Annotated in this window: 19 protein-coding genes and 1 pseudogene; 6 read left to right on the top strand and 14 right to left on the bottom strand. The window is 62.7% G+C overall.

Annotation, left to right across the window (positions count from 1 at the left end; genetic code table 11):
• Window positions 1–6: 6 nt before the first annotated feature.
• Window positions 7–1,236, bottom strand: coding sequence for an MFS transporter (locus DYL61_RS28715; RefSeq protein WP_135311166.1), 1,230 nt, complete (start codon window positions 1,234–1,236; stop codon window positions 7–9).
• A 171-nt stretch (window positions 1,237–1,407) separates the two neighbouring features.
• Here DYL61_RS28715 and DYL61_RS28710 point away from each other — a divergent pair, with 171 nt between their 5' ends.
• Window positions 1,408–2,697, top strand: coding sequence for an epoxide hydrolase family protein (locus tag DYL61_RS28710; protein ID WP_135311165.1), 1,290 nt, complete (start codon window positions 1,408–1,410; stop codon window positions 2,695–2,697).
• Here the strand turns inward: DYL61_RS28710 and DYL61_RS28705 are convergent.
• On the bottom strand, window positions 2,690–5,530 hold the full coding sequence (locus DYL61_RS28705; RefSeq protein ID WP_135311168.1) for an ATP-binding protein: 2,841 nt from the start codon (window positions 5,528–5,530) through the stop codon (window positions 2,690–2,692). The two genes, DYL61_RS28710 and DYL61_RS28705, sit on opposite strands and share 8 nt — an antisense overlap.
• Before the next feature lie 69 nt (window positions 5,531–5,599).
• Window positions 5,600–6,814: an MFS transporter gene (locus DYL61_RS28700; protein ID WP_135311164.1), complete on the bottom strand. Its 1,215-nt coding sequence runs from the start codon at window positions 6,812–6,814 to the stop codon at window positions 5,600–5,602.
• 102 nt (window positions 6,815–6,916) lie between these two features.
• On the opposite strand from DYL61_RS28700, the gene DYL61_RS28695 reads away from it, so the two are divergent.
• Complete coding sequence (locus DYL61_RS28695; protein ID WP_135311163.1) at window positions 6,917–7,732, top strand: AraC family transcriptional regulator; 816 nt, start codon at window positions 6,917–6,919, stop codon at window positions 7,730–7,732.
• Here the strand turns inward: DYL61_RS28695 and DYL61_RS28690 are convergent.
• The 5 genes and pseudogenes from DYL61_RS28690 to DYL61_RS28670 form a co-directional block, all read right to left on the bottom strand.
• Window positions 7,703–8,542, bottom strand: a pseudogene (locus DYL61_RS28690) (sensor histidine kinase); the annotation flags it as partial. The gene DYL61_RS28695 and the pseudogene DYL61_RS28690 sit on opposite strands and share 30 nt — an antisense overlap.
• A gap of 53 nt (window positions 8,543–8,595) precedes the next feature.
• Window positions 8,596–10,029, bottom strand: a complete 1,434-nt coding sequence (locus tag DYL61_RS28685; RefSeq protein WP_135311162.1) for a catalase — start codon at window positions 10,027–10,029, stop codon at window positions 8,596–8,598.
• Between the two features lie 90 nt (window positions 10,030–10,119).
• On the bottom strand, window positions 10,120–10,536 hold the full coding sequence (locus DYL61_RS28680) for an organic hydroperoxide resistance protein (RefSeq protein ID WP_135311161.1): 417 nt from the start codon (window positions 10,534–10,536) through the stop codon (window positions 10,120–10,122).
• A 40-nt stretch (window positions 10,537–10,576) separates the two neighbouring features.
• Window positions 10,577–10,948: a sigma factor gene (locus tag DYL61_RS28675; protein WP_135311160.1), complete on the bottom strand. Its 372-nt coding sequence runs from the start codon at window positions 10,946–10,948 to the stop codon at window positions 10,577–10,579.
• A gap of 79 nt (window positions 10,949–11,027) precedes the next feature.
• Entirely contained in the window at window positions 11,028–11,807 is a 780-nt protein-coding gene (locus tag DYL61_RS28670; RefSeq protein ID WP_135311159.1) for a creatininase family protein, read from the bottom strand.
• Between the two features lie 173 nt (window positions 11,808–11,980).
• On the opposite strand from DYL61_RS28670, the gene DYL61_RS28665 reads away from it, so the two are divergent.
• Entirely contained in the window at window positions 11,981–13,048 is a 1,068-nt protein-coding gene (locus DYL61_RS28665) for an AI-2E family transporter (protein ID WP_135311158.1), read from the top strand.
• Here DYL61_RS28665 and DYL61_RS28660 read toward each other — a convergent pair.
• The 3 genes from DYL61_RS28660 to DYL61_RS28650 form a co-directional block, all read right to left on the bottom strand.
• Window positions 13,045–13,227, bottom strand: a complete 183-nt coding sequence (locus DYL61_RS28660) for a hypothetical protein (RefSeq protein ID WP_105700002.1) — start codon at window positions 13,225–13,227, stop codon at window positions 13,045–13,047. The two genes, DYL61_RS28665 and DYL61_RS28660, sit on opposite strands and share 4 nt — an antisense overlap.
• Before the next feature lie 92 nt (window positions 13,228–13,319).
• Complete coding sequence (locus tag DYL61_RS28655; RefSeq protein WP_105700004.1) at window positions 13,320–13,514, bottom strand: hypothetical protein; 195 nt, start codon at window positions 13,512–13,514, stop codon at window positions 13,320–13,322.
• A gap of 231 nt (window positions 13,515–13,745) precedes the next feature.
• A complete protein-coding gene (locus DYL61_RS28650; protein WP_135311157.1) occupies window positions 13,746–14,102 on the bottom strand; it encodes a hypothetical protein in 357 nt (118 codons plus the stop codon).
• A gap of 156 nt (window positions 14,103–14,258) precedes the next feature.
• Between DYL61_RS28650 and DYL61_RS28645 the strand changes: the two genes are divergently transcribed.
• Window positions 14,259–15,077, top strand: a complete 819-nt coding sequence (locus DYL61_RS28645; RefSeq protein ID WP_135311156.1) for a shikimate 5-dehydrogenase — start codon at window positions 14,259–14,261, stop codon at window positions 15,075–15,077.
• A 118-nt stretch (window positions 15,078–15,195) separates the two neighbouring features.
• Here DYL61_RS28645 and DYL61_RS28640 read toward each other — a convergent pair whose 3' ends face one another.
• Genes DYL61_RS28640 through DYL61_RS28630 form a run of 3 tightly spaced genes read right to left on the bottom strand, consistent with a single transcriptional unit; the run spans window position 15,196 to window position 19,629 of the window.
• Complete coding sequence (locus DYL61_RS28640; RefSeq protein WP_135311155.1) at window positions 15,196–16,119, bottom strand: sulfonate ABC transporter substrate-binding protein; 924 nt, start codon at window positions 16,117–16,119, stop codon at window positions 15,196–15,198.
• A complete protein-coding gene (locus DYL61_RS28635) occupies window positions 16,116–17,447 on the bottom strand; it encodes an LLM class flavin-dependent oxidoreductase (RefSeq protein ID WP_167498010.1) in 1,332 nt (443 codons plus the stop codon). The genes DYL61_RS28640 and DYL61_RS28635 overlap by 4 nt, the downstream gene beginning before the upstream one ends.
• 1 nt (window position 17,448) lies before the next feature.
• Window positions 17,449–19,629 (bottom strand): TonB-dependent receptor, encoded by a 2,181-nt coding sequence (locus DYL61_RS28630; protein WP_135311154.1) that lies wholly within the window; start codon window positions 19,627–19,629, stop codon window positions 17,449–17,451.
• 207 nt (window positions 19,630–19,836) lie between these two features.
• Between DYL61_RS28630 and DYL61_RS28625 the strand changes: the two genes are divergently transcribed.
• Together DYL61_RS28625 and DYL61_RS28620 are read left to right on the top strand one after the other, a co-directional pair.
• The gene (locus DYL61_RS28625; RefSeq protein WP_135311153.1) at window positions 19,837–20,877 is read left to right on the top strand and encodes a LacI family DNA-binding transcriptional regulator; all 1,041 of its coding nucleotides are present in this window, start codon (window positions 19,837–19,839) and stop codon (window positions 20,875–20,877) included.
• On the top strand, window positions 20,874–21,488 hold the full coding sequence (locus DYL61_RS28620; RefSeq protein ID WP_135311152.1) for a TetR/AcrR family transcriptional regulator: 615 nt from the start codon (window positions 20,874–20,876) through the stop codon (window positions 21,486–21,488). The genes DYL61_RS28625 and DYL61_RS28620 overlap by 4 nt, the downstream gene beginning before the upstream one ends.
• Window positions 21,489–22,121 lie beyond the last annotated feature (633 nt).

Genomic DNA, 22,121 nt, shown 5'->3' with positions numbered 1-22,121 from the left:
CCATAATCAGCCGTTACCGAAATAACGGATATGTACACCAACAAAACCCATCAAGACCAACCCCCCCGCCAACACCTGACTCCCCGCATAAAACAAAAACAAATCCTGAACACTCCACTGCGCATCCAACAACACCCCCGCCACCGTGGGCGACACAATCGCCCCCAACCGCCCAGTGGCCAGCACCAACCCCACCCCCCGTGTACGCACCGGCGTGGCAAACGCCTGGGGCGCCATCACAAATAGCGCCGCAATCGCCCCATACAGCAACAGCCCGGCACACAACCCCGCGACCGCCGCCAACACCGGCACACGCGTGGCCGCCACCATCAGCACAAGCAGCAATGCGTCCAACAACAGGCAACCCAGTAGCAACCGGTGACACCCGCAGCGATTGGCCGCCAACCCCACCAGTAACGCCCCCAGCATCCCGCCGACAGTCAGGAGCATGCCGCCCGTCACGCCATGGTGTTCAGAAAACCCACCCTGGGTCAGCAGGATCGGCGTCCAACTCATCACAAAGTAAAATCCGAACATCAGCAAAAAACACACCCCCGCCAGCGACAGGGTCCAGCGCCAATGCCCGTCGTTAAACAGGTGCCGATACTCCATCCCAGGGCGATCCAGCTTCAGCACCGGCGACTCGCGCAGCCACAGCACGCCAGCCGACCCGGCCACCAGCGTCAGCCCGCCGCCGGCCAGGAACACATAACGCCACCCCACGCTGTCATTAAGCACGTGGGCCAGCGCGCCGCCCAGTGTCGCGCCCAGGGCAAAGGCCACCGACTGCAACGCAATCGCCAGGCCCCGCCGGTGGGGCGGGGCATATTCGTGGGTCAACACATTGGCCCCCACCAACACCGCGCCAACGCCGATACCGGTCAGCACACGCCAGCACACCAGGCTGTACAAGCCCTGGCTCCAGAACGACAACACCATGGCCACGCCGCTGAGCAATAGGCTGGCCAACAGCATCGGCCGACGACCATGGCGGTCTGCCAGGGGCGCGGCAAACATCGAACCACAGGCCATGCCCACCAGGCTGGCACTGAGCAACAGGCCGATCTGCGCGCCATTCAACGCCCACTGCGTCGCCACCCGGCTGACCGTGAACGCCATCGCCATTGCGTCCAGCCCGTCGATCACGTTGAACAGCATGCACAGACCCACCACGGCCCACGCCGCGCGCGACGTCGCAATACTGCCCATGCCCTCGCTGATTACCTGCCCACTCATCGGTGCCTGTTCCCGCCTTTATCGATTGCAGATGGCAGCATTCGGCGGCTGCGCTGGCAAGTCATACATAGGTATCGACCGACACCTACGTGCAATCGCCCAGGGGTCAGCGCGATGGTCTGATCGCTGCGCCCGGGCCGTGTTGGCCCGTTGATCGACAGGAGAGTCATCATGCTTGCCGCTTCGTCCGCGTTATTCCGGCTTCGCTGCCGGGTTTCATTGTTCGGCCTTGCGCTGCTCGCCGGTAGTGCGGGCGCCTGGGCTGCTTCCGATGCCATCCGCCCGTACCGCATTCATGTGGATGACGCGCAACTGGCGGACCTGCACAAACGCATCGCCGCCACCCGCTGGCCCGACAAAGAAACGGTCAACGACACGTCCCAAGGCGTGCAACTGGCCCAGGTGCAGGCGCTGGTCAAGTACTGGGGCAACGGCTACGACTGGCGCAAGGCCGAGGCCAGGCTCAATGCGCTGCCGGAGTTCATCACCACTATCGACGGCGTGGACATCCAGTTCATCCACGTGCGCTCGCGCAACCCCAACGCCATGCCGCTGATCCTGACCCACGGTTGGCCGGGATCGCAATTCGAATTTCTCAAGACCATCGGCCCGCTCACCGACCCGGTGGCCTACGGCGGGCGCGTGGAAGACTCCTTCGACGTGGTCATCCCATCCATCCCCGGCCACGGTTTTTCCGGCAAACCCACCGAACTGGGCTGGGGCCCGGACCGTGTCGCCAAGGCCTGGGATGTGCTGATGAAACGCCTTGGCTACAAGCACTACGTGTCCCAGGGCGGTGACCATGGTTCGGTGATCTCCGATGCCTTGGGGCGCCTGTCGCCACCCGGTCTGTTGGGCATCCACCTGAACATGCCGGCCACCGTCCCCCCTGAGTTGGTCAAGCCGATCAACAGTGGCGAACCGGCCCCGGCAAACCTGACCGAGCCTGAGCGCACGGCGTACAACGCGCTGAGCACCTTCTTCGGGCGCAACGCCGCCTACGGCGCAATGATGGTGACCCGCCCGCAAACCATCGGCTACCTGCTGGCCGACTCACCGGCGGGCACGGCGGCCTGGATGTACGAGAAATTCGCCGCCTGGACCGACAGTGGTGGCCAGCCCGAGCGCGTACTCAGCCGCGATGAAATGCTCGACGACATCAGCCTGTACTGGCTGACCAACACCGGAGCGTCGTCATCGCGGTTCTATTGGGAGAACAACAACAATAACTTCAGCGCCGTGGCGCAGAAGACCGACACCATCAAGGTGCCGGTGGGCATCACCGTGTTCCCCCATGAGATCTACCAGGCGCCGAAAACCTGGGCGCAGCGCGCTTATCCGTCGTTGTCCTACTACAGCCAGGTCAGCAAGGGCGGGCACTTCGCCGCGTGGGAACAGCCGCAATTGTTCAGTGAAGAACTGCGCGAGGCGTTCCGACCGTTGCGTGCGGCGGCTAAGTAACCCCTTCGCCCAGGCGCGCCATCAACTGGCGCAGGTCCTGGGTGTCGAAGCCTTCCGACCACTGTTCGCGGCACTGGCTCAGCAACTGCCGGGCCTCGTTGCCGCGACCCTGGGCCTGCCACAACGCGGCCAGGTCCATCGAACTGCGTAACGCCCAGCTGCGTGAGCCTTGTTGTTGGCTCAGTGCCAGGGATTCCTCCAACAAGGCCTCGGCTGCATCGCTTGTCTGGATACTGGCCTTGATGCGCAACAGTTCAGGCAGGGCGAAGGCGTCGCCGCTGTGGCGACAATGCGCGATGGTGGCGTCGACCTGTGCCAGTGCCTTGTCGCGCTGACCATTCAGGATCAAGCCCTCGGTGAGGGCCATTTCCAGGGGCGTGGTCAGCAGTTCGTAACGCATGCTGTGCAGGCGCGGCAACGTCTCTTCCAGCACGCTGACGGCATCGCCGGGTTGCCCCGCGCGAATCGCAATGGCCGCGCCAATGCCCATGGCCGCTGCGACGTAGGGCCCGAACGCGTTGGCCTCGGCAATTGTGCGGAAGGTATCCAGGCCCTCGGCGGCGCGTTCCAGGTCGCCGGTCCAGAGATAGATCTGCAGGGTCCACACCAGTGCAATGCAATAGGTGGCCGCGTGGTCCAGCGTGGCGGCTTGCGCCTCGACCTGCTCGGCACCTTGCCGGGCCTGATCGGGGTAACCCATCAGCCATAACGTGCGCGCCAGCGCCAGGCCGGTGCGGTTGCGGTGGTCGAACCCGTAGTGGATGGTGAGGCTGCGCTCGGACGGCAAGCTGTTGCGCAGCGAATGCTCCAACGCCTGGCGTGCGCGCTCCTGGTTACCCAGCAGGTGATAGGAAATTCCGGCCAGGGATGCGGCCACGGCGATGGCTTCGGGCTGATCAATCAACGCACCGACCTCCACCGCACGCTCGGCCCACGCCAGGGAACTGGCAAAGTCACCGACGCGTTCATAGAAGATTTGCAGGCGCCCCAGCAGGCGCAATTGCGCGGCGTGGTCGCCCAGGCTCACGGCAATGTCCAGGGCGCGCAACAAGGCTTTTTCGGCGGCGGCGCTGTTGCCCTGGGTGAACATCAGCACCAGGCCCAAGGCGGCTTGCAGTTCCATTTCGGTAGGGGTGCCGAAGTAACCGAGTTCCAGCAGTTCGGTGGCGCGGGTGCACCAGGTGCGGCATTCCACCAGCAACGAGAAATGCAGGAACAACTGTGCGCTGGCCGCCGCCAGCGGCAAGGCCAGGCCGGGATCGCCCTGGGGGCCGAAGCTCCATTCGAGGGCGCTGCGGATATTGCCCAGTTGGCAGCCCAGCCGTGCGGAGCTGGCGAAGATTTCGTGGGGGCTGTCGCCCAGGTGCTTGAGTTGCTCCATCAGGTACGCCGCATGCCGGAACGCCAGGGCGTGCATCTCCGAGGGGCCACGTAGCTGGAGTTTTTCCCGCGCATAGGCGCGAGTCATTTCCAGCAAACGGTAAGAGCCCGTGAAGTTACTGCGGTCCACGGTGACCAGGCCCTTGGCGGCCAGTTCATCCAGGATGGCCGCCACGGTCATGGGGGCGATCCAGTCATCGGCGGCAATGTGCGAAGCGCCGTCGAGACCAAACGGCCCGACAAACACCGCCAGGCGATCAAACACCAGGCGCTCGTCGGCCGACAGCAAGTCGTAGCTCCAGTCGAGCATCGAGCGCAGCGTCTGATGGCGTGGCGAAGCCGTGCGGCGCCCGGCCCAGCCGAGGGAAAAGCGCTCGCCGAGCATGGCGTGGGTGGCGTGTACGCCATGCACGGCCACGCGCACAGCGGCCAGTTCAATCGGCAGCGCCATGCCTTCCAGGCGTTGGCACATGTCGGCGATCAAGTGGGTATCGCCGGGTGCCAGGGCCAAAGCGGCGTTGCTTGAGGACACCCGTTCGATAAACAGCTGCACGGCGGGAAATGCCAGCAGTTGTTCGCCGCTCAAGTCCTGCCAGTCGGCGGGAAACGCCAACGGGCTCAAGCGATGCACATGCTCGCCGCGCGCCCGCAGGGGTTCGCGACTGGTGGCGAGGATGGCGACGGCCGGGGCCACGTCCTTGATTTGCTCGACGATGGCGCAGACCGCATCGATCAGGTGTTCGCAGTTATCGAGGACCAGCAGCAGGTGTTGCGGGCGCAGATGCGCGAGCAGCACAAACATCGGCTCTTCGGCCTGCACCGCAATACCCAGCGCACCGGCGAGGGCGAAGGGCACCAGCGCTGCATCTTCGACCTGGGCCAGGTCGACGAAGTGCACGGCATCGTCCCCGGCGCGGCGGTGGCCGACTTCCACCGCGAGGCTGGTCTTGCCCACGCCACCGGGGCCGACGATGGTGAACAGCTTGGGTTGCAGCAAGCGATCCAGCACCAGTGCCACATCGACGTCGCGACCAATCAGGCTCGGGCGCGGCGGCAGGCCACCGACATTACGTTTGATTTTCTGCGGGGCGGGCAGGTCGGCGGGCGTGCGCTCGAGGGGTGCCACGAAGGCATAACCCACGCCCGTCTGGGTATTGATATAGCGCGCCCCGTCTTCGCCATCGCCGAGAATGCGGCGCAGCCCGGTCATGTGGAAGCGCAGGCTGCCTTCTTCGACGACGATATCGGGCCATACCAGGCTGATCAACTCGCGCTTGGACACCACGCGGCCGGGGCGTTCGAGCAGGGCGATCAGCAGGTCGAGCGCCCGCCCGCCGATGTCGACCACCGCATCATCGCGGGTCAGCAGGCGCTTGCCGGGCACCACGCGGAACGGGCCGAAGGCGAAGTGCAAAACCGCGGGATCGTGCAGGTCGTCAGGGGCGGGCGCCACGGTCATCACGCTCTCGAACAAGTGGGGGTGTTGGACGGTCCTGGCATGATAGGTGTTTTAACGCTGCATTCAAGTGCGCAAGGCCGCGTGGCGGGGCTCTGCGCCGTGTCTGGCCGGCTTGAGGGCGGGCGTCAGGCACAGCATGAACACCAGCACTGCGAACAGCATCACATAAGCCAGGGTGTAATTGCCGGTGTGGTCACGCAGGGCACCAAAGCTCAGCGGGCCGAGGGCGGCGACCAGGTAGCCGATAAACAGCATGAACACGGTCCAGGCGCCAGCCTCTGCCGGGGAGGTGGCGTTGTCCAACGGCAGTGTCATGCCCACGGTGAACGACATGCCCAGGCCCACCGACACCAGCAGCACATACAGCGTCGGCCACGCCGCAGGGGCGAACGCCATGCCGGCGGTGCCGAGCAGGGCCAGCAGCGTACACAGCGCCAGCAGGCCACGACGGTCGTGGGCCTTGCCGGGGATCAGGCCGGCGCCGACGCTGGCCACGGCAAACACCGCCGTAAACAGCCCGAGCAACGCGCCCGATGGCAAGGTGGTGACGGCCGTCTCGGTGGACGCTGGCGCGAGCCAGGCAAACAGCGCGTACACCACAAATTGACTGGCCCCGAAGTACAGCGCCACCAGCCAGGCCTGCGGGTTGCCCCATGGCAGCCGCACCGAGCGCACCGGTTGCGCGCTGGCCTTGGGCGCGCCGCTGGCGAAACGCCGGGCCATCCACAGCCAACTGATCACCGCCGTGACACACAACAGGCTCCACACCCCGGCGCCCACGCGCCAGCTCTGGGCAAGCTCGCTGATGGGCGCGGTGAACAGCGCAGACAGGGTGGCCCCCACGCTCAGGCCAGCGGCATAAATGCCCATGAAAAACGCAGGCCGGTGAGGAAAGTGGGCCTTGATCCAACCGCCGATCAGCGCGCCGGCGATGGCGATCCCCACACTCACCAGAAAGGTGCTGAACAGCAGCAACACCGCACTCGGCGACACCGCCCGCAGCACGCACGCGACACCCAGCAACACCAGGGCGGCGATCACGCAGCGGTCGGTGCCGAAGCGCTGGCTCAGGTTGGGCGCCAGCAACGCCAGAACGCCCATGCACACATCCGGAATGGAGGTGAGCAACGCCGCCTGGGTGAAGCTCAAGCCGTAGTGTTGCTGGATCAGCAGCAGGATCGGCCCGATGGACACGATGGCGGGGCGCAGCGCGATGGACAGCACCAACAGGCCGATGATGGCTGCCAGGCTATGTTTGTCGGTGTCGGTGGGGGTCATGTTCAAGTGCCCTGAGGTCGTTGAGTCAGGGCGATCGTAGCAATGGAGAATAATCAACAAATGCCATGTACTATCGCCAAAGTGACAACCTGAGAAGCCGCGATGAAACACGACGCACGCACCGTCAGCCCAACCGCCGACTTGAATGGCCGCAGTGAGGATTACCTCGACTACCAGGACGTGCCCCGGGTAATGACGGCCCTGGTGCGCAACCAGGCCAGCGGCGAATACAACGAACCCCATACCCATCACCACGGCCAATTGTTGTACGCGGTCAGTGGCGTGATGCGCGTGGCGGCGGGTGACAGCCTGTGGTTTTTGCCGCCCAAGCGGGCGCTGTGGATTCCTGCCGGGGTGGTGCACGACCAACTGATGTTGACGCCGGTGCAGATGCGCTCCATCTATATCCAGGCCGACGCGGCGGCCAGTTTTGGCGACAGCTGTCGCGTGCTGGACGTGTCTTTACTGTTGCGCGAGCTGATCCTGGTGCTGGCCGGCGAGCCTATCGAATATTCCCTCGAAGGCCGCAATACCCACGTGGTGGCGTTGATTCTCAGCGAATTGGCCACGGCGCGAACCTTGCCACTGCAAATCCCCTGGCCACTGGACCGTCGATTGCGCCTGGTGTGCAGCGCGATTCTCGACGCGCCGGGGCAAAGCCATCGCGTGGATTATTGGGCCGACACGGTGGGGGCCAGCTCACGTACGTTGATCCGCTTGTTCCTCAAGGAAACCGGCCTGACCTATCGCCAGTGGGTGCAACAGGTGCGCCTGGCCTGCGCCCTGGAGCGCCTGGAAAAGGGCGAGTCCGTTGGCCGGATCGCCCGCGAGTTGGGTTATGTGAGTGCGAGTGCGTTCAGTGCGATGTTTCGCCGGGCCATCGGCGTATCACCGCGGGAGTTTGTGCTGCGTGACTGACGGCGGCAGCGCCAGTTGCGCACACAATCCGCCGCCGTCGCGGTTGGACAAGGTCAGGGCGCCTTGCAGGCTCTGCGCCAGTTGCTGCGAGATCGCCAGGCCCAATCCGGTGCCCTTGGTGTTGCGGTTGCGCGGGCATTCCACGCGATAGAACGGCTTGATCACCTCGGGCAATTGGGCCTCGGGAATGCCGGGGCCACGGTCGAGAATCTGGATCAGCAGGTGCTCGTCCGCTTGGGGCTCGACGTTGACGGTGACTTCACAGCCAAACTTCAGCGCGTTGTCCACCAAATTCACCAGCACCCGCCGCAGGGCATGGGGCCGCGTGTCGATCACGGGGCCGGCCTCTGCGGTCAGCACCACGCTCTTGCCCACGTCCTGATAGTCGAACACCAGGCTGTCGAGGAACGAATGCAGGTCGACACGGCGGCTGTCTTCAACAGTGCCGTCCAGGCTGCGGGCATAAGCCACGCCTTCCTGGACCAGGTGTTGCATTTCGCTGAGGTCATTGCACAGTTTGTCCCGCTCCACCGATTCCTCCATGAATTCGGCGCGCAGTTTCATGCGGGTGATGGGGGTTTGCAGGTCATGGGAAATCGCGGCGAGCAGTTGCAGGCGCTCCTGCAAACCATTGCCGGGCACGTCGACGGGCTCGGCGACACGGATCAAGGGCCGCAGCCCCAACCACAGGCAGCCGAGCAGCAGCGCCAGTTGCACGATCAATAACGGCACCAGCCACCGCGACCCGGCCAATGCGCTGATTTCAATCGCGAATGCCAACCCTTGGGCGATCATCAGGCACGCCAGATAGACCCATGTCAGGCGCGCAGCCAGGGAATGCAGCGGCTTGAGTTGCATCGGGCTCACCCCAGTCGTTCGATGGCTGCGGCAACACCGGCGCCGTATGCCGGGTCGGCGAGGGTGCAGTGTTGGATATGGCGTTGCTTGGACTCGGCGCTGGCGCCCTGGATCGAGCGTGCGGTGTTGGCAAACAACAGCTGTTGCTGGGCCGGGCTCATCAGTCGAAACAGCGCACCAGGTTGGGAGAAGTAATCCTCGTCTGCGCGGTGGTTCCAGTGCGCGGCGCTGCCTTGCAGGGCCAGGGGCGGTTCGCGAAAGTCCGGTTGTTCGGCCCACTGGGCGTGGCTGTTGGGCTCGTAGCCTGGGGTGCTGCCGGCGTTGCGGTCGGTGCGCATCTGGCCGTCGCGGTGGTAGCTGTTGACCGGGCAGCGCGGCGCATTCACCGGGATTTGATGATGGTTCACCCCCACGCGATAGCGCTGCGCATCGCCATAGGCAAACAGGCGTGCCTGGAGCATTTTGTCCGGCGAGAAGCTGATGCCCGGCACCACATTGGCGGGGTTGAAGGCGGCTTGCTCGACGTCGGCGAAGTAGTTGTCGGGGTTGCGATTGAGTTCCAGCAGGCCCACTTCGATCAGCGGGTAATCCCGGTGCGGCCAGACTTTGGTCAGGTCGAAGGGGTTGATCGGGTAATGGCTGGCATCGTCTTCCGGCATGATTTGCACGTAGAGCTTCCAGCGTGGAAAGCGCCCCTCCTCGATGCTGGTGTAGAGGTCGCGCTGGGCGCTTTCGCGGTCATTGCCCACGATGGCGCCCGCTTGCTCATCCGTGAGGTTGTGGATGCCCTGTTCGGTCTTCCAGGTGAATTTCACCCAGAAGCGCTGGTTCGCCGGGCTGATAAAACTGAAGGTATGGCTGCCAAAACCATGCATATGCCGGTAGGACTGCGGCAAACCTCGGTCGCTCATCACAATCGTGACCTGGTGCAGTGCTTCGGGCAGCAGGGTCCAGAAGTCCCAATTGTTACGGGCACTGCGCATGTTCGTGCGGGGGTCGCGCTTGACCGCGTGGTTGAGGTCGGGAAATTTCAACGGGTCGCGCAGGAAGAACACCGGCGTGTTGTTGCCCACCAGGTCCCAATTGCCTTGGTCGGTGTAGAACTTGATGGCAAAGCCGCGAATATCCCGCTCGGCATCCGCCGCGCCGCGCTCCCCGGCGACGGTGGAAAAACGCACGAACACATCAGTGGTCTTGCCAATGCGCGAGAACAGGTCGGCCTTGGTGAAGTGGCTGATGTCGTGGGTGACGGTAAAGCGGCCGAACGCCCCGGAACCCTTGGCGTGCATGCGGCGCTCAGGGATGACTTCGCGGTCGAAGTGGGCGAGTTTTTCCAGCAGCCAGACATCTTGCAACAGCACCGGTCCACGGGGGCCGGCGGTTTGCGAATGGTTGTTGTCGACCACCGGTGCGCCGGCGGCTGTGGTCAGTTTTTTCATCTGCGTGTCCCTGGGTGTCTGGTGGTTGTGTCACATCAAAACAGAGCACCCGGGGCAGGGCGATTGCACGTAGGTATCGACTGTGCAGATTCAGGCGAGGGTGAAGCTGACCTCGATGTTACGGCGTGTGGCTTTGGAGTAAGGGCAATTCTGGTGGGCGGCTTCGATCAGCTGTTGCGCGGTGTCGGCCTCGATGTCGGGCAACGACACCTGCAGGTGGGCTTGCAGGAAAAAGCCTTGCTCACCGTGCAGCAGGTCGACTTGGGCGTCCACGGCGGCGTTGGCGGGAAAGCCGAGTTTGCGCGCGTTGCAGGCATGGCGCAGTGCACCGAGGAAGGAGGCCGACCAGCACACCGCGAACAGTTGCTCGGGGTTGCTGCCATGGCCGGGGGCACCGGGTGGCGAGAGCTTGAGGTCCAGCCGTCCATCATCACTGCGCCCGGCGCCTTCGCGCCCGCCGGTGGTGTGGGTGCGACCGGAGTGGAGAACTTTTTCGATACTCAGCATTGGCATGTCCTGGGAAAAACTGACGGCAGTGGGCGTGGGTTCAGAGGGCCCAAAGGATGTCTGGCGGGTTCATGAGCGGGACGACGGTGTTGGCGTGCAGGTGGTGTAGCAGGGTGGTGCGGGCACCCTCCAGCAACCAGGCGCGAAACGGTTGGTCGGGGTTGTAGTGCGTGCGGTTTTGCAGCAAGGCCTTGAAGGCGTCTTGAACCAGGCCGTCGAGGTGTTCCGGGCGAATTCGCCCGGCTTGCACCTGGCCTTCATAAAACGCATTGAGCAGCGGTGTGACCTTGGCGGACAGTCGCCGCGAAGCCCCACGGTCACCGTTGACGACGTGCGCCATCAGTGCACGCAGGGCTTCATTGGCGAGTCGGTCATCCTTGCTCAGGCAGCTGGCGCAATACCCTTCGGTCATGATGGCATCCCTCTTGAACACTGACGGTGGTGAGCGTCAAGGGTGATGCCTTGCCGAGGGAACGGCCAGTTATGCGCTGTTAGCAGTTGTTAGTCGAACTGCCGAGGTGGCTGAGGGGCGTGGTTTCGCGGCTGAATGCCTCCAGTTCCTTGATCAATCCCCGGGCCGCGAGGAATACCAGTTCGCGGCCTTTTTCCGGAGTCGCCTGGCCTGGGTCAGAACCCATGCGGCCGTCGGGGAAGCGCGAGCGGAAGTCGTGGGCTTCACGGATCGGCCCGGAGTTGGCGATTTGTGGCGAGTACGGCGCCGACTTGATCGCGTCCGGGTAGGCCCACTGGGTCACGGCAATTTCTGATGGCGTAGCGTGGATGCCGTGGCCGGTGGGGAATTGCTGGTTGGCCAGCGCGCCCACACCTTCCAGGTCCCACCAGTTGGTCAGTTTCAGGGCAAACCCGGCGGGTTGCCGGGCGAAGCTGGCGTCGGCGTACAACTGGGAAAACGCGGCCTCAATCGAGGCGATGTTGCCGCCGTGGCCGTTGAGGAAATAAATCTTCTCGAAGCCGTGGGCCACCAGGGAACGTACCCAGTCTTCGATGGCGGCAATAAAAGTCGATGGGCGCAGCGTGATGGTGCCGGGAAACCCCAGGTGGTGTTGCGCCATGCCGATGTTGAACGTGGGCGCGATCAGGATATCGGCGGATTCCTGAGCGTACTCGGCAATGATCTGCGGGCACATCCAGTCGGTGCCCAGCAGGCCAATCGGCCCGTGCTGCTCGTTGGAGCCAATGGGAATGACGATGGTGCGGCTGCGTTGCAGGAACGTCTCGATTTCGGACCAGGTCGACAGAGCTAAGCGCATGGTGAGGCCTCACGGTTGTGATGGGACGGCGGGTGTACACGGACCATCTCATCACGGGGCATCGGTGGGCGACATTGCACGTAGGTGTCGATCAAGGGCACTCGCAGGCGGCGGCGCGGACTAAACCACAGGGCGCACGAAAGCGTCCCGCGTTTATCTGGAATGGACCGCACATGAACACGACGAATCTGCAATTCAAGACCCTGTTATTACTGTTGGCCCTGGTCACCGTTGCCTTTATCTGGATATTGCTGCCGTTCTACGGCGCGGTGTTCTGGGCGGTGATCCTCGGCATTATCTTTGCGCCAATGCAGCGCCGTTTGCAGCTGCGGTTTGGCTGGAATCGCAATGTGACGTCGCTGGCCACTTTGGCCGCGTGCCTGGTCATCGCGATCTTGCCGGTGATCATCACCAGCGCCTTGTTGGTGCAGGAAGGCGCCACGCTCTATAAAAACGTCGAAAGCGGCAAGTTGGATGTGGCGGGGTATATCGAACAGTTCAAGAACTTCCTGCCGCCTTACTTCCAGCACCTGCTGGACCGTTTTGGCATGGGCAACCTGGAAGGCTTGCGCGAAAAGATCGTCAAGAGCGCGATGCAAGGCAGCCAGTTCTTTGCGTCCCAGGCGTTCAGCTTTGGCCAGGGCACGTTCGACTTCCTGGTGAGCTTTTTCATCATGCTGTACTTGCTGTTTTTCCTGCTGCGCGACGGCCCTGAACTGGTGCGCAAGGTGCGCACGGCGGTGCCGTTGGCCGAGCCGCAGAAGCGCCGGTTGCAGCTCAAGTTCAATCGCGTGGTGCGAGCCACGGTCAAGGGCAACCTGCTGGTGGCCGTGACCCAAGGCGCACTGGGCGGCTTGATTTTCTGGTTCCTGGACATTCCCAGTGCGTTGCTCTGGGCGGTGTTGATGGCGTTTCTGTCGCTGCTGCCGGCGGTGGGCGCAGGCATTGTGTGGGGGCCGGTGGCCGTCTACTTCCTGTTGAGCGGCGCGATCTGGCAGGGCGTGGTGTTGGGGTTGTTTGGCGTATTTGTGATCGGCCTGGTGGACAACGTGCTGCGCCCGATCCTGGTGGGCAAGGACACCAAGATGCCGGATTACCTGATTTTGATCTCGACCCTGGGCGGCTTGTCAGTGTTTGGCCTGAATGGGTTTGTGATCGGGCCACTGGTGGCGGCGTTGTTTATGTCCAGCTGGGCGCTGTTTGTCGAAAGCAAACCGCGAGTCAAACTGCCACTGCCTTAAGCGTGCAGCTTGAAATTCGACGTCTGTTGCAGCTGTTTTTCCGCGGCGGACAACGAGGTGAGCGGGCCGCTGATGGCTTCGCCATCGCGTACCAGGTACCAACAGGCGAGCAAACCCAACTCCCGAAGAGAGACGGGGACGGCACTGCCGATGACGGACATGATTTGAACAGTGGGCATAAGGACCTCCAATCGCTGATGAAGGTCACCTTACGGGGCTGGGCGGCGTAGGAAAAATCACCTGTCTCGATAGTCGACATCGACGCCAGGCGTCAGTCCACGACCTGATCAAGCATGTTCACCACTTCCTGTTCGCTGAGCAGGCCCTTGCGCACCAGGTTTTCCGCCAGTAGCGCGAGGAACTTGGCGCTGCGGTGGCCCTCCAGGGCCTTGAGTTCGGTGAGGGCGCTGTAGACCTTGCTGGACGTACACAGGCCAGCGGTGCGGTGCGGGTTTTGGGTGGGCATGGTCAGTCGTCCTTAATTGTTATTGGGTGGACAGGAGCGATAGTGGAAGTGTGTTGTGACACAAACATGACAGCGCGAGCCCCGGTCGAGCAAGTAGACAATGGTGTTGATGATGTGGGATTAATCTCTGGCCATTGTCCCGACAGCGACCTTGGCAGGATAAATCCAGACTTTTCCATGCAAAAAAAAGGCCTCGCTGGGTGGGCGAGACCTGTTTCGGACGATTGACGCTTACCAACCGCGACCGTAGTAGCCGTGGGGAGGGCCGTAGTAGCCACGGGGTGGCCCGTAATACACCGGCGCCGGGCGGTAATAGACCTGTTGTTGCACATACACCGGCGGTGGCGGTGCGTAATAGACCGGTGGCGGAGCAGCATACACCGGCTGCGGCTGGACATACACCGGTTGTGGCTGCACGTAGACCTCACGGGGTTGGCTGGCAACCACGGAGCCCACTACGGCTGCGCCGACTAAAGCACCCAATACGGCCGGGCCACCCCAACCACCACCGTGGGCGGAGGCTTGGCCTGCCATAGCGAGTGCGCCAACAAGCAAGGCGATCTTGGGGATTGTACGAATCATGGTCATTCCTCGGTTAGCCCCTGCGCTTGTGGTCTGCAATCAATAGACTCAAGGATTGTCGCGGGGATACTTTTAAGACAACGTATTTCTGAAAAACAGCACGGCCGCTAGGTAAAGGTTGTGTAAGGTCTGTACCGATTTGCTTACTTCAAGGAGTTATCCATGCAGATGCACCCCAACAAAGACACCCAACTGTGCATGTCGTTGTCGGCGCGTCCCGGGAATTTTGGCCTGCGGTTTCATAACCACCTGTACGAACAGCTGGGTCTGAACTTCTACTATAAAGCGTTCAGCAGCCAGGATTTGCCCGGCGCGATCGGTGGTATCCGTGCGTTGGGTATTCGCGGGTGCGGGGTTTCGATGCCGTTCAAGGAAGCCGCCATTGCCTTGGTGGACGAACTGGACCCTTCGGTTCAAGCCATCGATTCGCTGAACACCATCGTCAACACCAACGGCCACCTCAAGGCCTACAACACCGACTACATCGCCATCGAGCAACTGTTGAAAAAACACGCAGTGCCCAAGGAATCGACCTTCGCCCTGCGCGGCAGCGGCGGCATGGCCAAGGCGGTGGCCAGTGCCTTGCGTGACGGCGGCTATGCCAACGGCGTGATCGTCGCGCGCAACGAGGCAGCGGGCCGGGCGCTGGCGCAGAACCTGGGGTATGAGTGGCAGGCCGAATTGGGCGATGTGCGCCCGCAGATGCTGATCAACGTGACGCCCATCGGCATGACCGGCGGGCCTGAGGCGGATGCGCTGGCGTTTGCAGCGGAGGCCGTGGATGCGGCGGATACCGTGTTCGATGTGGTGGCAATCCCCGCCGAAACGCCATTGATCGTGCGTGGAAGGGCGCAAGGCAAGCGTGTGATTACCGGGCTGGAAGTGATTGCGATCCAGGCGTTGGAGCAGTTTGTGCTGTACACCGGCGTGCGGCCCACGGAAGACCAGTTCCAGGCGGCAGTGGCGTTTGCCCGGAACTGAAAACGACAGACACTCAGGTGGGAGGGGCCAATCCCCCTAGCGCCAGTCAGTTAAGGCAAACATTTACACTTGCAACTTCTTAACTGACTGGCATTAGGCAATCCCCCCTCCTTACACCTTAGTTTTTCTCGACGGCGTTCTTCACATCAATGGCCTTGGGCAGCAAGCGGTTCTGGTAGAACAGATCCGCCGTCGCCTGTTGCGCCTGGATGATCTTGTCGTCAATCGGCAAGATTGGCGAAGGCGGGCGGTTGTCCATGTACCGCGCGACCACTTCCGCTGGCAGGCCCATAAACGCCGTCAGCACGTTCAAGCTGTTTTCGCGTTGGCTGCGGGTCAGCGCTTCGGCGCTGCTGAGTTCACCGAGCAGATCGTGAACAAACGCCCCATTGGCCTTGGCGTAGTCGCGCCGCGCCGTGTACACCGGCCCCGACAACCCCAACCCTTCACCATTGGTCAACACATGGCTCGGGCTCTGGCTCAACGCCAATGACGAATAGGGTTCCCAGATCGCCCATGCATCCACGCTGCCCTGTTCGAACGCCGCACGCGCATCGGCGGGAGGCAGGTACACCGGCTGGATATCCTTGTAGCTCAGCCCGGCCTTGTTCAGCGCGCGCAGGATCAGGTTGTGGGAGCTGGAGCCTTTCTGGAACGCGACTTTCTTGCCTCTCAAATCCGCCACCGAGTGCAGCGGGCTGTCGTTGCGCACCAGAATGGTTTCCGCCGTGGGTTTGGGCGGTTCGGCACCGATGTAGACCAGGTCCGCGCCTGCCGCTTGGGCAAACAGCGGTGGAATGTCACCGGTGGAACCTACGTCCAATGCGCCGACGTTGAGCGCTTCAAGCATCTGCGGGCCGGCGGGGAATTCGATCCATTTCACATCGGTGTGCGGGAAGCGTTTTTCCAGCAGGCCGTGTTCCTTGGCCAGCACCAGCGCGATAGAGCCTTTCTGATAGCCGATGCGCAGCGACGCGGGGTCGGCTGCCAGGGCGGTTTGGGTCACGGCCAGCAGGGCCAATATCAGCGCTGGAATCTTCATGCATCCTCCTTCTTGAAGCGATTGGCAGGGCGCGCCAGGCCCAGGTTTTCACGCAGGGTGGAGCCGGTGTATTCAGTGCGAAACAGGCCGCGCCGTTGCAGTTCGGGCACCACCCATTGGGCGAAGTCCTCCAGCCCGCCGGGCAGATGCGGCACCAGGATATTGAAACCATCCGCCGCGCCCTGTTCGAACCAGCGTTGCAGCTCATCGGCGATCTGCTCGGGCGTGCCGATCAGGCTGTAGTGCCCACGGCCACCGGCAATGCGTCGGCCCAACTGGGCCAGCGTGAGGTGCTCACGATTCGCCAGGTCACTGAGCAATTGCTGACGGCTGCGCTGCCCACTGTCGGTCAACGGTAGCTCCGGCAACGGCCCATCCAGCGGGTAACCGGACAGGTCGAAATTGCCCAACATACGCCCGAGCAACGCCACGCCCACCTCGGGCTCGACCAGTTCCTGGAACGCCTCGAACTTGGTCTGCGCCTCGGCCTCGGTCTGCCCCACCACCACAAACACGCCCGGCATGATTTTCAGCGAATCCGCCTCACGTCCGAAGTGCCCCAGGCGTCCCTTGAGGTCGGCATAAAACGCTTGGGCGTTCTCCAATGAAGTCTGCGCGGTAAACACCACCTCGGCGGTCTGCGCCGCCAGTTCACGACCGGTTTCGGATGAACCCGCCTGCACAATCACCGGCTGGCCCTGGGGTGAGCGCGCCACGTTCAGCGGGCCTTTGACGCGAAAGTGCTCGCCCACGTGATCCAGCACGTGCAGCTTGGCCGGGTCGTAGTAATTGCCGCTGGCCTTGTCGCGCACGAAGGCATCGTCTTCCCAGCTGTCCCACAAGCCGGTCACCACCTGATGAAACTCGCGCGCACGGCTGTAGCGTTCGCCGTGACCCAAATGCTCCTCACGCCCGAAATTCTGCGCTTCGGCGGCGGCGTCCGAGGTCACCAGGTTCCAGCCGGCACGCCCGCCGGACAGGTGATCCAGCGAGGCGAACTTACGCGCCACGTGGTACGGCTCGTTGTAGGTGGTGGTCGCCGTGGCGATCAAGCCGATGTTGTCCGTCACTGCACTCAACGCCGACAGCAGCGTCAGCGGCTCGAAATGATCCGAACGCGCCATATGGCTGGCGATCTCACCGGTCGCCGCCGCCACGGTGTCGGCGACGAACAGCGCATCGAACTTCGCCGCTTCGGCCACCCGCGCCAGGTGTTTGTACTGGGCAATATCCAGCCCGGCGTTCGCCGGTACATCCGGGTGACGCCAGGCGGCGACGTGGTGACCGGTGGCCATCAGGAAGGCGCCGAGTTTCAGTTGACGGCTCATGCTAGAAATCCTTGCGCAATTGCACGCCGAAGTAACGTTCATCGTCACGGGGCACGGCGCGGTAGATGTAGTTGCCACCGCTGGCCAGCAGCGGCGAGTAAGACTTGTCGGCGAGGTTCTTGGCCAAAAACGCCACGCGCCAGCCGTTGCTGTAGTCGGCCAGGGCCACGCTGGCGTTCCAGATGCCGTAGGCGCCTTGCTTGGTGTCGAGGTTCTGGCTGATGTCGTACTGCACTTCGCTCTGCCAGCTGTAGTCGGTGCCCAGTTCGATATCCAGGCCGTTGTCCAGCGGGATGGTGTAGTCGGCGCGCACGTAGCTTTTCCAGTCCGGGCTGTAGGGCAGCGGCTTGCCGTTGACGTTGCACGTGGCGGCTGCACCCGCCGGGCAGGCGAATTCGTCGATGCGTGCGCGGGTATACGCCAGGGCGCCGGAGAGCTTGAGTTGTTGGGTGGCCTGCAAGGCGTAATCCAGCTCGACGCCTTCGGTGCTGACGCTGCCAGCGTTGATCAAACGGGTCACCACTTGGCCAGCGACGGTGTCGTAGAAGTTGGCCTGGTAGTTGTCGTAGTCGCTGTGGAACACCGCGAAGTTGGTGGTCAGGCGGTTGTTCCAGGTCGTGGCCTTGATCCCGGCTTCCCAGGTATTGGAGGTTTCCGGCTTGAGCGCGTCGGTGTCACGCGGCTGCATGTTGAAGAACACGTTATACGCCGGGCCTTTGTAGCCGCGGGAATAGGTCAGGTAGCTGGTGACGTTATCGGTGATGTCGTACTGCACGCCGAGGCGGCCGGACCAACCGTCTTCGTCCACCGAGCCCGAACTGGACGTGGCCGGCTGAATCCCGCTGACCGTGGTGGCCGAGGTGGAGACACGGCGGTGATCGTATTTCAGGTCATCGTGGGTGTAGCGCAAGCCGGCGATGCCGCGAAAGCGCGAGGTGAAGTTCAGCGTGGTCTCGCCAAACACCGCGTAGCTGTCGCTGGTGGTGCTGTAGTCGGCGATGCCACGGTCGGTGCGCGTGGTGGTGGTGAGCGTGCGCTGGTAGGTTTCTTCATCCTTACCGTGCATGTAGAACAGGCCGCCGACGTACTCCAGGAACTCACCCTTGGGCGAGGCCAGGCGCAGTTCCTGGGAGTATTGGTTGAATTCCAGCTGGCCCTTGTCGGCGGTGCCGGGGAACGCGGCGGTCACGCTGCCGAGGCGGTCGCCGTCCTGGTACTGGGTGTTGTCCCAGCCGCGCCAGGCGGTGATCGAGGTGAGGGTGTAGTCGCCGAGGTTCCAGTCCAACTGGGCGGAGAGGCCTTTGTTGGTGTCTTCCACATGGTCGCGGGTGTCGGTGTTGATGTTGCGGTTGTCGCTGGAGGCCCGCACGGGGCTCAACGCGTTGGCGAACGCCGGAGTCAGGGACTTGCTCACCACGCCATTGGGCGCGTCGTCGTGGGACTGCATGTAGTCGGCGATCAGGGTCAGCTTCACGTCATCGTTGGGGGTGAACTCCAGCTTGCCGCGAATGCCCTTGTGGTTGTAGCCGTTGACCTCCTGGCCGTTGTGCTTGTTGTCGACATTACCGTCGTAGCTGCCGAACAAGGTGCTGATCGAACCCTTGAGCACGTCCGGCACCAGGCTGCCGCCGATGCCAAAACGGGTGCGGCTTTCATTGCCGCTGTAATAGGACTGGTCGATATAGCCGTGGGTCTCGGCGGTGGGCGCCTTGCTGGTGATGTTCAACACGCCGGCCGAGGCGTTCTTGCCGAACAGCGTACCTTGCGGGCCGCGCAGCACTTCGATGCGCTCCAGGTCGAGCAGGTCGAGGGTGGCCTGGCCAGGACGGGCGTAGACCACGCCGTCGATCACCGTGGCCACGGTTGGCTCGACACTGGGGGAGGTGGAGATGGTGCCCACGCCGCGCACGAACAGCGACGTGTCCTTGTTGGAAGCGCCGGTGCGGAAGTTCAGCGACGGCACCTGCTGGGCGATACTGGCCACGCCGTTGCGATTGTCGCGTTCCAGTTGTTCGCCATCGAGCACCGAGACCGCCACCGGGACTTTTTGCAGCGACTCTTCGCGGCGGGTGGCGGTGACGGTCACCGATTTGAGTGTCGGTTCCTGCTCGTCGGCCGCAAAGGCGGGCAGGCTCGTCAGCCCGGCCAGGATCAATAACGTAGTGCGTTGGAAGGTGTGCATGCTGTGCCCGCTCGAAAAAAATGCCCTGAACCGCTGCCGTTCTGCGACGTCAGCGCCTGTGAATTCGTCTCTGGCATTCGCTCGAGCGAGTAGCAGACAAAGCGCTTTGTTAGCGCTAACATCGGCATTATTGTGAGGTCTGGTTTAGAACGTCAAATACTGAAAAATTAGCCCTATATTCTTTTTGGTTTTTAACAGGATTGCATTTTGAGCGAAGACAAACCGCGCAAACGCCGGGGCGCCGGGCGTGTCACCCTCAACACCGTGGCGCGTCAGGCCGGGGTGTCGGCGATTACCGTGTCGCGTTACTTCAACCAGCCGGAGCAGGTCTCGCCCGAGCGCCGCGAGCGTATTGCCCAGGTGGTGGCCGAGTTGGGTTATGTGCCCAACCTGGTGGCCGGCGGGTTGGCCTCGGCGCGGGGGCGCATCGTGGCGATGGTGATCCCGAACATCTCCGGGCCGATCTTTGCCAATACCATCCAGGGCTTTAGCGACACCTTGAGTCGGCATGGTTATCAGCTGTTGCTTGCGTCGAGTTATTTCAGCGCCGAGCAGGAAGAAAACGCGGTACGCGCGTTCCTTGGCTGGTCGCCGGCCGCGCTGGTGCTGACCAGCCGCTTTCACAGTGCCGCCACCGAAAAGATGATCGCCGACGCGGATATCCCCATCGTGGAAACCTGGGACTACGTGCCCGCGCGCGAGCCGGTGCAGATCGGGTTTTCCCACTTCGAAGTGGGCGTCACCGCCGCCCGTTACCTGCATGAGCAGGGTTATCGTCGCATCGCCTTCGTACAGAACAGCGCGACGGGAGACTTTAGCGCGGTGGAGCGCGGCGAAGGGTTTGCCGCGACGTTGAGCGAGCGGGGCATGCAGCCTTGGGTGTTCACGCCCGACGCTGATCGCCCTCCCTTCGAAGCGGGCAAGCAGGCGATGGAAGCGCTGATGAACCATGCCACGCCGCCCGACGCGATCTTCTTCGCCAATGACAACCTGGCCGCCGGTGGCCTGCTGGCCGCCCAACGTGCCGGCTGGAAGTGCGCCGTGTTGGGTTTTGGCGACTATCCGTTTGCCGAAATGCTGCTGCCCAGCCTCAGTACCATCAAGCCGCCCGCCCTGGAGATTGGCGTGCTGGCCGCCACCCGTGTCCTGCAAAGCCTCGGCGTGCTGCCGGTGGAGGATGAAGTACAACGGTTGAACCTGTTGGACTGTCGCCTGATCGAACGGGAAAGCTCAAGGACTCTGCCATGACCGAACCCGGCCCCAAAACCCGCCGCGCCCCCAAGGGCGAAAAACGCCGCGAAGAACTGCTGGACGCGGCCTTGCAGGTGTTTTCCCTGGAAGGCTACAGCGGCGCTTCCATGGCTCAGGTGGCGGCGATCGTCGGCATTTCCGTGGCGGGTTTGCTGCACCACTTTCCCAGCAAGATCTCGTTGTTGATGGGCGTGTTGCAGCGCCGCGATGAAGCCAATCAGCGGATCGCCGACGAGATACGTGCGGAAAAATCCCTGGACGGCCTGCTCGGCAGCCTGCGCGCGATCAACCGTTCGAACGCCACGGCGCCGGGGGTGGTGCGGGCGTTTACCATCCTGAATGCCGAGAGTCTGTTGGATACCCATCCGGCGTGGGGTTGGTTCCAGGAGCGGTATGCGGCGATTCATCAGCGCATGCAGGGGCAGTTTGCTGAGCTGGTGGCGATGGGGGAGGTGCGTGGCGATGTGGATATTGCGGGATTGGTGGAAGAGATTTTGGCGATGATGGATGGGTTGCAGATCCAGTGGCTGCGGTTTCCCGAGCAGGTGGATTTGGTGGGGCGGTTTGATACGTATATTGCGCGGGTTGAGGCGGCGATCAGGGCTTAAGGTGATCTAATGTGGGCACGGTTAAAGGTGGGAGGGGGCTTGCCCCCGATGGCGGTGTTTTGGTGTACATATCCATTGCTGCGGTAACGGCCACTTAGGGTTCCGCTCATACAGCGGGTCACTTTTGGAAGGACCGGAATGCCGGCCCAGCCAAAAGTAAGCAAAAGGTCCTCGCCCCAACACCTGCGTTCGGCCAGCGTGTTTGACGGGGCGATTCCAGATCAAAAGCTAAAGCAAGAGCGCGGCGGCCTTAGAGCCGACCGGTGTTTTATGCCGTTCACAGTGCAAATGTGGGAGGGGGCTTGCCCCCGATGGCGGTGTGTCAGCTGTAAAATTTTCGGCTGACACTCCCTCATCGGGGGCAAGCCCCCTCCCACATTTTGATCTCCACAATTCTTAAGATATTGATCTGCTCTGGCTCTGGCTCTGGCTTTTGATCTTGATTTTGATCTTAGGCGCCCCGTTAAACCACGCCGGAGTGAGGGCATGCCGAGCCTAGGCGAGGCACCGAGTGGTGGGGCAAGAGCCTTTTGGTTACTTTTGGGCTCTTTCCAAAAGTGACCCGCCCCCAGCCAAAAGTAAGCAAAAGGTCCTCGCCCCAACACCTGCGTTCGGCCAGCGTGTTTGACGGGG

The sequence above is a fragment of the Pseudomonas nabeulensis genome (assembly GCF_004682045.1).
GTDB classification, from domain to species: Bacteria; Pseudomonadota; Gammaproteobacteria; order Pseudomonadales; family Pseudomonadaceae; genus Aquipseudomonas; species Aquipseudomonas nabeulensis.
The sequence above is the reverse complement of the archived record's forward strand: the minus strand, read 5'-3'. Positions and strand labels throughout refer to the sequence as shown.